This is a genomic window from Alphaproteobacteria bacterium RIFCSPHIGHO2_01_FULL_41_14 (assembly GCA_001767855.1).
GTDB lineage: Bacteria > Pseudomonadota > Alphaproteobacteria > UBA7879 > UBA5542 > 2-01-FULL-41-14.
The window spans coordinates 259,010-272,956 of sequence record MEMF01000002.1 but is presented as its reverse complement, the minus strand read 5'-3'; the positions used below and the strand labels follow the sequence as shown (position 1 = coordinate 272,956).

The following is a 13,947-nucleotide window of genomic DNA, read 5'->3' as shown; positions in this document are numbered from 1 at the left end:
TGTTAGTCTGAGGATGCGCTTGAAAACTCCTCTCCAGAATCATCGTCTGAAGACTCATCGTCATCCCAGCGATCCGAGCTCTGCTCAGACCCTTGACTGGACTCAGACCGCTGGGATGACGTACTGCTCATGACTACACCACCAGGACCGGCTTCTTTTTCTACGACAGTCCCCTGCTGCTGTCTTTGCTCCACTGTTTTTATCTGGGTCTTTTGCTGTCTTTGCCCTTGCATTTGAGGGGCGTCTCCCCCACCGATAGTTATTTCTTCTTGCGCTACCACATGTTGAACCTGCCCTTGTTGACCCCTCTTTCGGAATCTTATTACAGGCGATATATTATAAGTAATCTCTGCCCGACAAGCGTCAATCATTTCACGGTCACCTTTTAAATAGTCCGCGCATTCACTGCACCAGAGGCGAATCTCTTTGCCGCGGTTATCCTGCCTTTTACACAGATCTTCTATTCTGATCCTCGTTCTGAATCTTGTGTGGGCTTCCCGCGTGCGCCACGCCTTATTTTGCCGTGCCCAATCCGCCTGCCGTCTCAGCCAGTTGGCTTTCTGCGGCCTCTTTCTCGCCGCCCCTAGAAACTGCTCAGGAACGGTGGAACAAACCCGATTACAAAACTGGGTATAGCATTTGGGGTGATCATTAATAAACGTGCGAAGCCGGGTTCTGGCCTGACGGGACTCGAGCGCCTCGGGATGGAAAATAAAATACCGATACGCGCTTTTCTGGCTCCCCAAACATTTTTTGAAGCCTTTCAAGGTGCCACAGCTATTAGCCGAACAGTCAAAAATAGAGCCCCCAGAGCCCCCGCCGGACCATTGCCCCTGGGAAAGTCTCTGCAGAGGTGATGCCCCAAACCGTTGCGGATAACCCCCTCCGCCATAGGGGGATTGTTGGTATCCTCCATACCCAGGCTGTTGGTATCCTCCATACCCAGGCTGTTGGTATCCCCCGCCATAATAGGAAGGCTGCTGATAGGAATACGATGGGGCCAAATTCCCATACCCAGGATAATAGGGTGTAAACCCTGCATATGTGAGATAGGATCCACAAAGGATTATTAAGCTTAAAATACGGCTGTTGGTCATGATTTTTCCCTGTTCCCTCTTATTAGAACAAAACATTCTATAGATGTCAATTAACGCTGATCTTCTCTTTTAGAAAGGAAATTGAACAACAAAAACCCGAAAAAGCAAGGATCTGTCTCCATAAAGAAACAGGGACTGCAAGGACTCGATTGTCACGATAATTTATTCTCCGCATATTATGCGGTATTTAATTGTATTTGCGGTGATTAAGTAATATAATCTCCTTATAACTTGCGGAGAATAGAATGTTTATTCATGAAAGACTAGAATGGCCTCACTTTAAATGGCAGGAAGAAAAAGTAAATCCTAGATTGGCTCAGGTGAGATATTTACAAGGGCATCTTTTAGGAAAAATGGGAGAGTTAGGATTTAATACGCGTCAGGAAGCAAGTCTCGAAATTTTAACCGCTGATGTCGTGAAAACAAGCTCCATTGAAGGAGAGATACTAGATCCAAAAGCTGTTCGGTCATCTCTTGCCAAAAAACTTGGTATTGATACGGTTTCCATTTTCCCTCAAGATCGACACATTGATGGGGTGGTGGATATGCTGCTTGATGCAACTCGCAATTATGGTAAGCCCCTCACAAAAGATCGCCTTTTTGGATGGCATGCTCTTTTGTTTCCCACCGGCAGAAGTGGGATGAAACAGATAAAAGTAGCGACATGGCGCACAGAGCAAGAAGGTCCTATGCAAGTTGTGTCTGGTCCAATGGGACGGGAGCGGGTCCACTTTGAGGCGCCAGAAGCCCAAAAACTTGAGAAAGAGATGGCTTTGTTTCTTTCGTGGTTTAATGAGGAATCTTCAATTGATCTTGTTTTAAAAGCAGGGATTGCCCATTTTTGGTTTGTCACCATCCACCCTTTTGAGGATGGGAATGGACGAATCGGACGGGCTCTGACAGATCTGCTTCTTACCCGTTCCGATCAATCCATCGATCGATTTTATAGTATGTCGTTCTGGATCGAAAAAGAACGTTCCCTCTATTATGACAAGCTCGAGTGGGGACAGAAAGGCGATTTAGATATTACGGAATGGCTACTCTGGTTTATAGAATGTCTGCAGAACGCTATAAAGGGTTCAGAAATTCTTCTTGAGTCTACGCTACAGAAAAGCCGTTTTTGGAAAAAAGCAGAAAAGCATCCTCTAAATGAGCGACAAATTAAAATTCTCAATCTGATGCTTAGATCTTTCGAGGGACATTTAACAACAGGCAAGTACGCAAAGATTACAAAATGTTCTCAGGATACAGCCCTCAGAGACATCAAAGATTTGCTTGCCTACGATATTTTACAACAGAATCCTCAAGGAGGCCGCAGTACAAGTTATATTCTTTCTTAAGGGTAGGTGCTTTTCCAGAGACACCTATTTTTAGGTCTTCCCTACTTCAGCCCCTTAAGTAAAAAACACGACGGAGTTTTATGTCCAGAACGCCCGGCACCTATGCCGCCCCTCTTTTCCAACAAGGCCAGCAGCTTGGGGTCGGTTCTTCTGCCTCTCCCTTGATGAAGCGTTCTCTCTCAGACAGCTCTGCTCTGCTGGACGTAAAACTAAGATTAATCGTCTCCAGTTTTTCTTTTCTTGCCTGCCCTATATACAAAAAGATGGAAAATAAATGTTTTTCCTCACCTTCTTTTAGGTCAGTTAACCTGGTCATCTCCTTTAACCTCTTCGCGGGGATCTTAGGAATACGCTGGGCGCGCACAAACAGAAAAGGATCCGTAAAAAGGTCAGCCTGCTGACCCCAGAATTGTTGCTGAGCCAGCGTTAGCTTGTTCAGCGCTCTGACACATTTATTGTACGCGTCAACGCGTGACTGATAAAACTGGCCCAACCTGGGGTGTTTCTTTTCTTCCTGTCCCTCCTCCTGAGGGGTGGAAAGATAGCGCTGGAAATCCTCCAATTTTATATGGCCCAAAAATGCTTCGCTCCACGCATTGGGCTTTTCAAAGACACGGTCATACCCGGCTGTTATCGTTCCAATACTCGGTGACAGATGTTTTTCAAGAGGGGGCGCCGGTTCTATATCTCCTCTGTCAACAGAAGCCGCCCCGCTCGTGCCCCAGAGGCCCCAAAAAAAGAAGAAAAAAAGTATCCGCATCATCCCTAGTCCTCCTCCATTAATATGGTATCAGCTGAATCTTCTATCGTCTTCAAAAAAATCCCCACAGAGAGAGACGAAGAGGATGAACTGTGGAGAAAATTCATGTCACCGGGTCAATGGCGCCTTCGTTCCCCAAGGCATACTTAGGCAACAACCGAATCAGCACAATGCCTGGCACTGCCGCCACAACCGTCAGCAAGAAAAAGGCGATCCAATGCCCGGAAAGCTGGTCCACGATCCATCCACTTAAGCTCGCCAGGGGTGTTGAAAGAGACCAGAGAGACGTTAAAAGCGCAAACTGAGTGGCGGCTGAATTTAAGTGACACACCCGAGATAAATACACAAAGAAAGCTGCCGTGCTCATCCCGCCTGTGATGTTCTCAACCGCCACAGACAGATAGAAAGTGGGTAGATCATTGCCGGTATAGGCCAGCAAAACAAACATGAGGTTCGAGAGGGCATGAAACACACCGCAAAAAAACAATCCTTTGTAAATATGGAATCGTTTTACAACGGCGGCTCCTAGGAATCCTCCCACAATGGTGGCACAAACTCCAAAGACGTTCATGACAGAAGCTATATCTGTCTTGGAAAACCCGATTTCCAGATAAAAGGTAGAGGCCATATTATGAATCATGGCGTCACTCAGACGGTACAAAATCACAAAAGCAATCATGGCTGGCCAAAAGGAAGAACGTCGAATAATCTCGTAAAAGGGTTCGATGATGGTGGTGGATAACGTCCTTTTTTTGTTCGTATGCACGGGCTCGGGATTGAATAACGTCGCGATGATCCCAATGCCGACGAGAAGCGCCATAACAATATATGCCACTGTCCAATTGAAGTAATGAGCCAAATACAAAGGGCCAGCTTTAGCGGTGAGAGACCCTAACCGATACCCAAAAATCAACAGGCTGACCCCCGGAATGGATTGATCTTTATTCAAGATCTCAATGCGATAAGCATCCACAATAATATCCTGGGTCGCCGCCAAAAAAGAAAGAACCAAGGCAATGATGCCAATGGGAATTAAATGGTCGGGCCTTGGATCAGAAAACCCCATGGCGATTAACCCGACGATCAAACAGAGATGCACAAAAATGAGCCAACTGCGCCGTTGACCCAACCGATGCAAAAAGGGCAACTTCACCACATCCACCATAGGAGCCCAGAGAAACTTAAATACATAAGGAAAGCTGACGAGCGCGAAGAGACCGATGTTCGTTTTATCAACCCCAATTTCTTTCAGCCAAACCTGTGGGGTCAGAACCATGAGGAAGAACATCATCCCGTATGGGAAGCCAAAAAAACCAATACTTAAAACTCGGGGAGAGAAATAAGGATCAATATATTTTTTTTTGAAAGCCGAGATCATCCAAGATCCTATTCAAAAGTGTTAGATCGCTCCGCTCTTTTTCTGTCATTCGCATCTAAATAAACTTTGCGCAGACGGATATTTTCAGGAGTCACTTCCACAAGCTCATCGCTTTGAATATAGGCGATGGCCTGCTCTAAAGTCACTTCTCGGGGCGGTGTCAACTTGATGGCATCATCTTTACCAGAGGCCCGCACGTTTGTCAGCTTTTTCCCTTTCAACGGATTCACTTCCAGATCGTTTGGGCGCGAGTTTTCTCCGATAATCATCCCGGGATACACGTCTGTGCCGGGATAAACAAATAACGTTCCCCGCTCTTCGATAAACCACAGAGCATAGGCCACCGTTTTTCCTTTTTCAGTCGAGAGCAAAACTCCATTACGGCGTCCGCTAATTTCTCCCTTATGAGGCGCATATCCATGGAAAGACCGGCACATGATGCCCGTTCCCCGAGTGTCTGTGAGAAACTCATTTCGATACCCAATCAAGCCACGGGTGGGAACGATAAACGTCAAGCGCGCCTTCCCTCCCCCGATGGTGGTCATATTGATCATCTCTCCTTTTCGAAGACCCATCTTTTCAACAACAACGCCCACAAAAGGTTCATCCACGTCGACTTGGGCTTCTTCCATAGGTTCTAACCGTTCCCCCGTTTGCTCATCTTTTTTAAACAAAACGCGCGGACGGCTAATGGACAATTCAAATCCTTCCCGGCGCATGGTTTCAATGAGAACACCCAATTGAAGTTCTCCCCGACCAGCTACGTCCAATGCCTCTTTACTTTCTGTTTCGCTCACCTGAATAGAAACATTGATTTCATTTTCATGCATGAGTCGATCTCGAATCATACGAGAGGTAAGCTTTTTGCCTTCGAGCCCCGCGAGCGGTGAATCATTCACGGAAAAAGTCATGGCAAGAGTCGGGGGATCAATGGGAATTGTTTTTAAAGGCTCTGTCACTGAAGGCGCACAGAGGGTATCCCCCACCGTTGCCTCAGAAAGACCTGCAAACGTAATAATGTCCCCCGCTTCCACGGAATCAATAGATACACGCTGCAACCCTTTAAACATATAGAGTTTGGTGGCCTTACCCGATTCTTTTGCCTCTCCCGCAGAAGAAAGCGCCTTGACGGCATCGTTCACGGAAAGTTTTCCGCTGTAAACTTTCCCCGTCAGAATACGCCCCACAAAGTTGTCATATTCCAAAATGGTGGCCAACATTTTGAAGGGTCCCTCTTTATCAACGGTGGGAGGGGGAATGTGGCTGTAAATGGTTTCCAAAAGAGGCTTCATGTCTGTGCGAGGATCGTTGAGATCCCGCGCCGCCCAGCCATCTCGAGAGGCGGCATACAAAATGGGGAAATCTAATTGTTCATCCGTCGCATTCAATGAAAAGAAGAGCTCAAACACTTCGTCCAAGACTTCTTGCGGACGCCCGTCCGGACGGTCAATTTTGTTAATGATCACAATGGGACGGAGCCCTTGGGCGAGCGCCTTGGTCAGCACAAACTTGGTCTGTGGCATGGGACCTTCCGCCGCATCCACCAATAAAATCACCCCATCCACCATGTCTAGGATACGCTCTACCTCACCACCAAAGTCAGCATGTCCAGGTGTATCCACGATGTTAAAGCGTTTGTCCCCCCAATTGATGGAGGTACACTTGGCCAGAATGGTAATCCCTCGCTCTTTTTCCAAGTCGTTTGAGTCCATGGCACGCTCTTCCACGCGTTCATTCTCACGGAAAGTTCCACTCTGGTGCAGAAGGGCATCAACAAGAGTTGTTTTACCATGATCCACGTGGGCAATGATTGCCAAGTTCCGAATTTCAGTCATTCTCATCATTCCAAAAAGCTAAAGATAGAGTTTATACCATAAAAACCATGAAATCTCTATAGTTTGATTGCTTTATATCGATTTTTTTCTATTCAGCCACTTATTTTCTACTTGGGAAAAAGTGCCTTCTTGTAATCCTTTTCGGATGTCTTTCAGTAAATTGTTCATAAAGTGCACATTATGCACCGTTAAAAGCTGCATCCCCAATATCTCTTTGGCTTTAAAAAGATGATGCAAGTAGGAACGCGAATACCCCTGGCACGTGGGGCACGCACAGTCAGATTCCAGAGGATTTTCATCTTCTCTGTACTGCGCATTTCGGATTTGAAGATGCTCGCGCGGAGCCCCCTTGACCAAAGCCCCTCCATGGCGAGCGATCCGGGTAGGATGCACGCAATCAAAGGTATCAATGCCCTGTCGCACCCCCGAAAAGATGTGCCGAACCGTTCCAACTCCCAATAAATGAATGGGGCGATCCGGGCGCAGTCTGGAGGCCGTGAAGGCTGTGATCTCATTCATCTGCTCTTCCATTTCACCCAAACACCCCCCGATGGCATGCCCAAAGAAATCATGGTCGTTCACAAAATCGATACTCTGCTGACGCAGATCTTCGTAAATGCCCCCTTGGATAATGCCGTAGAGGGCCTGGGTATGGGTGTTCCCTTTGTCAAATTCGGCGAGGCTGCGGAGCGCCCAGCGGTGGCTCATTTCCATGGACCGTTTCGTATAGGCCTTATCCACATGAAAGGGAGTACATTCGTCCAAAACCACAATGAGATCAGCGCCTAATTGTCGTTGAACCTGGATGGATTGTTCCGGAGTTAAAAGCCATTTCTTCCCATCGATATACGAACGGAAAGAGGCTCCTTCTTCTTTAATTTTCACGACGGAAGACCTGCCCTTACCGCTTGATCTTTTGCCCTTGATTTCATCAGAAACGGAACCGTGCCCCAAACTGAAAATTTGGAACCCTCCAGAATCAGTGAGCAGGGGCCCCTCCCATCCGCAAAATTTATGCAATCCCCCCATCTTCTGAACGAGTTCTGACCCCGGTTGCAACATCATATGGTAGGTATTCGACAAAATAATCTGGGTGTCTGCTGCTTTCATTTCTGGCATGGCAATGGCCTTCATTGCCCCTTTTGTCGCACAGAAGATAAAGGCCGGTGTCTTGACCACTCCATGGGGCGTGATGATCTCCCCAAGCCGCGCAGAGCCGGCGTTGGCACAAGACTGAGCTTTAAAAGAAAAGTTAGGATACCGAGGGAACATGGGGATTTTTATTTCTATTTAAAAAAGAAGATATATACATAAAGGCCACATTCCCAAGGGATAAAGCCATTCTGAGAATGGTACCTCCTAAAATATAAGTCCAAAAGATGTCCTCAAAGGCCAACGACTTGACCGCAAAAAAGTGCCACGCGAGCAGACTAAACAGTGTATTATCAATGAAGATGGCCAAAAGGGTTGAAACCAATGACCGCACCCATAAATAGCGCTGCCCCGTTTTGACGTGAATAAAATGATACAGAAAAATGTCCACGTATTGGCCGAGAAAATAAGCAATCAGGCTGGCTAGAAAAAGAGAGGGCCCGGGGATCATGAGAAAGGAGACCGCCGATTGAAAATAAAACGAGGAACTTTGGGCATACCCCAACGTCATGACCATCATCAACAAGGTGGTAAAGTAGCCAAAGAACCCCAGTCCCATTGCCTTTAAGGCCGCAGCCTTTCCGTAGCGCTCGTTAATCATATCGCTGCACAAAAATAAGGAACCAAAAACAATGGTCCCGAGAGCCATAGGCACTGGATAAAAGGCAAATTGAACGGTTTTTAAAACAGAGATATTGGCAGCCACGACTCCCATCGCCGTATAAACATAGAGCCCAGCGAGCCCAAAGAAACGCTCCGCCAGTAAAATTAAGATGCCACAAAGAAAAAACTCAACCAACAGCAACGATTCGGAAGGTAAGTTTAAGAAAAGCGACACAAGAAAAAGAAAGATATCCACCCGTACACCTAAATTAAAAAACCCGCGATAAGGCGGGTTTTAAAACGACAGAAATAAAAAAAATTTTTAAGCCGCACCTTGTTTTTTCAAAATCTGCTTTTTAAGTTTTTTCATTTCTGGGGTCAACTTCGCATTCTTTGTCTTCAGCAAAAAAGCATCCAAGCCGCCCTTAAATTCAACAGTCCTAAGCCCACGGGTACATAAACGAATGGGCACTGACACCCCGAGCGCTTCACTGGCAAGAGAAACCGATTGAAGGTTGGGCAAAAACCGACGACGGGTCTTGTTATGGGCATGGCTTACATTGTTGCCAACCATAACGCCTTTACCCGTAATTTGACACACGCGAGACATGATCATTCCTTTCAAAACTCTGAACATATGTTCATATAGGAAAGAAACGGCCAGGTCAAGTATTTTGCTTTGCCTCGGAGAAAAAAATGTTATATGTTCTTGTCATGGTCTATTTTTGCCTCGCCTTTTCCATTTTGACGCTCTGTACGGGGCAACTCTTGCTTAAAAAAAGTGCCCTCATGATCGCCGATTTGGCCCATCCCTTGCATTTGATTTTAAAGCCTCTTTTTATCATGGCTTTGGTGTCTTATGGCCTTTCCATGTTCTCATGGTTGTATATTCTTCAGCACATGGCCATTGGACGAGCCTATATGTTTGTCTCTTCCGCTTTTATTATTTTGCCCCTCTTAAGTCATTACTTTTTCGGAGAAGAACTGAGCGCACGATTCTTTGTAGGCGCTCTCTTCATCATGGCCGGCGTCATATTAACCGCCACGGCAAAATAGATCTTCCATTTTTAATCTGACATCCTTAGAATACTTCGAAAGAAGGATACGACTCATATGGATACACCCGTCACACTCTTAACCCAGGAACAAGAAATTGAGGTACTCAGAAGCCACCCTCAACCGACGTTGCGTCCCGTTTGTGAAGAGGTGGAAAAAATTCTTTATAAACCATTCCCCCTCTTAGATCATGGGTTCCTTCGGGTGATTGATTATATGGGAGACGATGCCGCCATTGTGCAAGCCGCGCGGGTATCTTATGGAAAAGGAACGAAAAGACTTTCAGATGATAAAGCCCTCATTAACTATTTGCTGCGGCACCGTCATAACACCCCCTTTGAAATGTGCGAAATTAAAATCCATGCCAAGATGCCCATCTTCGTGGCCCGCGACTGGATTCGCCATCGCACCGCCAATGTAAATGAGTATTCTGCCCGTTATTCTATTTTGGAGAATGAGTTTTACGTGCCCTCCCCTGATCAGTTGGGCAAGCAGTCTCAAACCAACCGCCAAGGTCGGGAAGATGTTCTCGAGGGACAAGAAGCCGCGCGCGCCCTCGAGCTTTTAAAGCGGGATGCGCTACAATGTTATGATAGCTACCAAGAACTTCTCAACGAAGATGGTCACGGAAATGTGGTTGATAAAAACAAAAAAGGATTGGCCCGTGAATTGGCCCGCATTAACCTCCCTGTCAGTGTCTATACCCAATGGTATTGGAAAATTGATCTCAGTAATTTAATGCACTTTTTGTCTCTCCGTGCCGATCCCCACGCGCAATATGAATTGCGCGTTTATGCAGAAGTGATGCTGGATATTGTTAAAAAATGGGTACCTCTCGCTTATGAGGCCTTCATGAATTACCGTAAAAACGGGGTTCATCTTTCCGGCAAAGGACTCGCGACTGTGAAAGAGATGATTGCCGGCAAAAACCCCACCGCCGAATCCATGGGGATGGGGCAACGCGAGTGGGGTGAATTGATGGAGATCCTCGGCAAGAATTAAGCGTCGCCTTTCCTCTCAGACCTGTGTTACCATAAATACAGACTTCGTCGCAAAAGCGACAAGATGGGTGGGGAGTTTTAGGAAAAGTGCCGGCGAGGACCGGAACGTACTTGAGTACGTGAGGACCGAAGACCAAGCTTTGACGACAAAATCGCCCCCAGATTGTGGTTTGGCAAGAAGTCTAAAAAAATAGGAATGCTATGCTCCCCTTCGTCAAATTTGGCCTCTCTTTATTTCTTCTGAGTTCTCTCTGGTGTGCCCTATCCGTGACAGCAGCGCCTCTTCGTCGCGTGCGCCCCTCTGACGCTACGTGGCCATCTGTCACTGAATGGGAGAAGCTCAAAAAAAATGTGGGAGGACGACTTTGGCCGGTTAAGGACCCTCTTTCTGCGTGTCGAAAAAATACCAAATCAAAAGCCTGCTTTGAAGCCCTTTCTCTCATGAAAAATCCTTTCTATGTGCAAGAGCAGCCTGGGGGAACAGAGCTAAGTGGATGGTTCAAAGCTTGGGATTCCTCCCTCAGCCGATATGTAGTGGAGGCTCGCACCACGCAGGATGTGGTCGCAGCCATCAATTTTGCCCGCACAAAAAATTTAAGGTTGGTGGTGAAGGGGGGCGCTCACAGCTATTTGGGTCAATCGAATGCGCCGGACTCTTTACTGCTCTGGACCAAAAATATGAATAAAATCACTCTTCACAATGCTTTCACGCCCCACGACTGCCCGGGTAAACCCGTCCCGGCGGCCACGATAGAAGCCGGTGCCAATTGGCTGCAAGCGTATGATGCCATTACAACTCGCGGCCGACGGTATGTCCAAGGGGGAGGATGCACCACAGTGGGCGTGGCAGGATTTATTCAAACAGGGGGGTTTGGAGAGTTCTCCAAACGGTGGGGGGTAGCCTCTGCCGGCCTTCTTGAAGCCGAGGTGGTAACCTCTGACGGCGCCGTTCTTACCACTAATGCCTGTACAAACCCTGATCTTTTTTGGGCACTAAAAGGCGCCGGGGCCTCCTTTGGGGTCATCACAAAGGTTACCCTCCAAACACATGCTTTGCCAAAATATTTTGGGTCGGCAGAGATGAAAATCAAAGCGCGATCCGACATAGCCTTTAAAAAGTTGCTGAAAGAATTTTTTATCTTTTACAGAAGCAATCTCCTGAATCCAAATTGGGGAGAGAAAATTGTGATTCGTAAAAATAACTCTCTTGAGATTTCCATGCTGTGTCAGTCTCTCACAAAAGAACAAATGATGGTGATTTGGAAACCCTTTAGCGAATGGGTTCAAAAACAATCTGGCGATCTTGAAACTTCGTCCTCTCTCACCCTTAGCGTAGTCCCTGCCGAGAAATGGTGGGATTATGCTTATCTTACAAAGACAATGCCTCAATCTATCAAAACAGATCAGCGGCCAAAAGCTCGGAAAAAATTTTGGTGGAAAAACAGCAATAGAGAAGTGGGCCTCTATATACAGGGCGCAGATTCCCTCTGGATCCCAAAGAAATTCTTATCGGGCCCCTCTCTCGATCAGTTGGTACAAGCTCTCTTTGACGCCTCTCGACTCAGTCCCCTTGAACTTCATTTTAATAAAGGATTGGCTGGAGCCTCCAAAGCAGTCATCGAAGCGGCGAAAAAAACACCCCTAAATCCGGTGATGATAGACGCGTTTGCTCTGCTCATAACCTCTAAGGGAGAAGGGAAGGTTTATAAAAACATCAAAGAGCATGAACCCAATCTTGTCCGAGCCCAGAAAAGTGCCAAGAGGGTGCAGAAAGCCATGGCCGTGATGCGGACACTTATTCCGAGCGGCGGCACCTACAACCCGCAGGCTGATTTCTTTGGTAAAAATTGGCAACAGCGCGCGTGGGGCCCTCACTATAAACGACTTCTCTTTCTCAAAAAAAGATATGATCCTGTCGGCTTGTTTGTGGGCCGGCACTATGTGGGCAGTGAATTCTGGAGTGATGACGGATTTACAAAGATCCAGAAATAAAGACTTTTCTACCCCCCCCTCACGAAAAAAAATAAAAAAAAGCTGGTTTTCTTAGAAAAATCAGTTTAGTGTGGATCCGTTAATCTGTTTTCAAAAGCGGTTCTAAGATATTTATTAAGACTTTTCCCAAAAAATTCGTAAATACCTTACTTGAAATAATTCAAGACCTCAGCTATTGATGCGCCACTGAAAGGAAAAATTGTTATGGCAAACGGTACAGTAAAATGGTTCAATCCAACAAAAGGTTATGGTTTTATCTCCCCTGAGAATGGTGGGAAAGACATATTCGTGCACGTCAGCGCTGTTGAGCGTGCTGGATTGAAAGGTCTTAACGAAGGGCAAAAAGTCAGCTATGAAATCGTAACTGATCGCGGCAAGCAATCTGCCGGAAATTTGCAACTTGTCTAAACTTTAGGTTTATTCAAGACCGAAAAAGGCTCCTGGTCGAAAGATCGGGGGCCTTTTTTATTTATTTTTAGAAGTACTATGAGGGTTGTTGCATAGAGGGGGAACCTTACCCACTGAAAAGGAGCAGGTATAAAATAATTCAGAGAACGACGAATTCTGATCATTGGATCTTCTTGAACGGGTTGAGGAAGAGGACGAAGAAAACGGAAACACTCTTGGCTTTCAGGATCAGTCGGGCTGCCAAAAACGACGCCTGAGTTCAAGAAAACACCCACAACGACCAGGATGGATATAAGTTTTTTGTTAAGCATCTGCCTCCCCCTTAAGATACCTCTTTTAAGTCAAAGTCTAGCAGACCTCATCTGAGAAAACTATTTTTGTCCAAGGGTTTTAGTACCTTTTTTATCTAAACCGAAGCTGTTAAGATTTTATTTCAAATGCCACATCAGGTCGGGATGGTATATTCGGCATATCCAGATCTTGAGGATGCTTTTGGTTTTTTGACAGTTCAAATTTGGTTACTAAGTTTTTGTTAATATAAGTCAGCTCAACCATATAAGGAATCTTACCTGACATCCCTTTGGTCGAGAATCTTGAGCCACACGCATTATTGCCATGGATACGGATCAATAAAAAGTGCTTATCAAGATTAGTAAGAAGCTCGATAGCCCTTTTGAGGGATTCTAAAGACTTAAAGTGAAGCTCAAGCACAATCCCAGTAATATGTGCATGGTGGGGGAGTATATCCGCAAAGGCATCATATTCGGCGCCTTCGATATCCATTTTGACGAAGACTTTTTTATCCTGCAATTTCAGCCTGGAAATTTGTTGTCCAAAGGTAGAAACTTTGCCTGAAGACGTTTGGTTCCCATACAAAAATTTATCGCTTGAAATACTTTCCCTAAAAAATGTAAATAACTTATTTTTGGATGTTACATTTTCGACACCCCCATCAAACCCATAAGCAGGTTTTTTATAAAGAGTGCAAAAAGCTTCTTCAAATGAGATGTCATCCGCAATACCATAGCCCAACAGAACATCCGCCGATTTCAATGATTTTTCGGCCACCACATATCCCCCATCATAATCCCGACCTATTCTTTTTAGGACCAGAGGACCTTTTTGGTCTTGAGCATCATATACCTGAAAGTATTTCACTAATTTCTCTAAAGATTTTCTGCGCTCTGGATGATAGGAACTTTTTTCCGAACAGCCAGAAAAGAGAAGGAGGCAAGAGAGGAAAATGGATAGGAATTTTTTCATTACATTTTCACCATGATAAAAATTATTGAGGAATTGAAAATTCCGCTGTGTCTTTCTTGAAA

The 13,947-nt window shown here is 45.9% G+C and carries 14 protein-coding genes; 5 read left to right on the top strand and 9 right to left on the bottom strand.

The features are described from left to right. Window positions 1-2: 2 nt before the first annotated feature. A complete protein-coding gene (locus tag A2621_01355; protein ID OFW89550.1) occupies window positions 3-1,097 on the bottom strand; it encodes a hypothetical protein in 1,095 nt (364 codons plus the stop codon). 245 nt (window positions 1,098-1,342) lie between these two features. Between A2621_01355 and A2621_01350 the strand changes: the two genes are divergently transcribed. Continuing rightward, window positions 1,343-2,437 (top strand): cell filamentation protein Fic, encoded by a 1,095-nt coding sequence (locus tag A2621_01350; GenBank protein ID OFW89549.1) that lies wholly within the window; start codon window positions 1,343-1,345, stop codon window positions 2,435-2,437. A 100-nt stretch (window positions 2,438-2,537) separates the two neighbouring features. Here A2621_01350 and A2621_01345 read toward each other — a convergent pair whose 3' ends face one another. The 6 genes from A2621_01345 to A2621_01320 form a co-directional block, all read right to left on the bottom strand. Then, window positions 2,538-3,200, bottom strand: a complete 663-nt coding sequence (locus A2621_01345) for a hypothetical protein (protein OFW89548.1) — start codon at window positions 3,198-3,200, stop codon at window positions 2,538-2,540. A gap of 100 nt (window positions 3,201-3,300) precedes the next feature. Further along, window positions 3,301-4,575: a hypothetical protein gene (locus tag A2621_01340; protein ID OFW89547.1), complete on the bottom strand. Its 1,275-nt coding sequence runs from the start codon at window positions 4,573-4,575 to the stop codon at window positions 3,301-3,303. 8 nt (window positions 4,576-4,583) lie between these two features. Continuing rightward, on the bottom strand, window positions 4,584-6,419 hold the full coding sequence (locus A2621_01335) for a GTP-binding protein TypA (GenBank protein OFW89546.1): 1,836 nt from the start codon (window positions 6,417-6,419) through the stop codon (window positions 4,584-4,586). A gap of 63 nt (window positions 6,420-6,482) precedes the next feature. Next, complete coding sequence (locus A2621_01330) at window positions 6,483-7,682, bottom strand: tRNA guanosine(34) transglycosylase Tgt (GenBank protein OFW89545.1); 1,200 nt, start codon at window positions 7,680-7,682, stop codon at window positions 6,483-6,485. Beyond that, on the bottom strand, window positions 7,663-8,421 hold the full coding sequence (locus A2621_01325) for a hypothetical protein (GenBank protein ID OFW89544.1): 759 nt from the start codon (window positions 8,419-8,421) through the stop codon (window positions 7,663-7,665). The genes A2621_01330 and A2621_01325 overlap by 20 nt, the downstream gene beginning before the upstream one ends. A gap of 66 nt (window positions 8,422-8,487) precedes the next feature. Further along, window positions 8,488-8,775 carry a 50S ribosomal protein L28 gene (locus A2621_01320; GenBank protein OFW89543.1) on the bottom strand — a complete coding sequence of 96 codons (288 nt, stop codon included), beginning with the start codon at window positions 8,773-8,775 and terminating at the stop codon, window positions 8,488-8,490. An 86-nt stretch (window positions 8,776-8,861) separates the two neighbouring features. On the opposite strand from A2621_01320, the gene A2621_01315 reads away from it, so the two are divergent. The 4 genes from A2621_01315 (at window position 8,862) to A2621_01300 (ending at window position 12,622) form a co-directional block, all read left to right on the top strand. Continuing rightward, complete coding sequence (locus A2621_01315) at window positions 8,862-9,221, top strand: hypothetical protein (protein ID OFW89542.1); 360 nt, start codon at window positions 8,862-8,864, stop codon at window positions 9,219-9,221. Window positions 9,222-9,278: 57 nt separating this feature from the next. Then, on the top strand, window positions 9,279-10,223 hold the full coding sequence (locus A2621_01310; GenBank protein ID OFW89541.1) for an FAD-dependent thymidylate synthase: 945 nt from the start codon (window positions 9,279-9,281) through the stop codon (window positions 10,221-10,223). Window positions 10,224-10,423: 200 nt separating this feature from the next. Next, window positions 10,424-12,214 carry a hypothetical protein gene (locus tag A2621_01305; GenBank protein ID OFW89540.1) on the top strand — a complete coding sequence of 597 codons (1,791 nt, stop codon included), beginning with the start codon at window positions 10,424-10,426 and terminating at the stop codon, window positions 12,212-12,214. A 204-nt stretch (window positions 12,215-12,418) separates the two neighbouring features. Continuing rightward, window positions 12,419-12,622 carry a cold-shock protein gene (locus A2621_01300; protein OFW89539.1) on the top strand — a complete coding sequence of 68 codons (204 nt, stop codon included), beginning with the start codon at window positions 12,419-12,421 and terminating at the stop codon, window positions 12,620-12,622. Here A2621_01300 and A2621_01295 read toward each other — a convergent pair. Both A2621_01295 and A2621_01290 read right to left on the bottom strand, forming a co-directional pair. After that, a complete protein-coding gene (locus A2621_01295) occupies window positions 12,619-12,933 on the bottom strand; it encodes a hypothetical protein (protein OFW89538.1) in 315 nt (104 codons plus the stop codon). The two genes, A2621_01300 and A2621_01295, sit on opposite strands and share 4 nt — an antisense overlap. Window positions 12,934-13,042: 109 nt before the next feature. Next, window positions 13,043-13,885: a hypothetical protein gene (locus tag A2621_01290; protein OFW89537.1), complete on the bottom strand. Its 843-nt coding sequence runs from the start codon at window positions 13,883-13,885 to the stop codon at window positions 13,043-13,045. Window positions 13,886-13,947 lie beyond the last annotated feature (62 nt).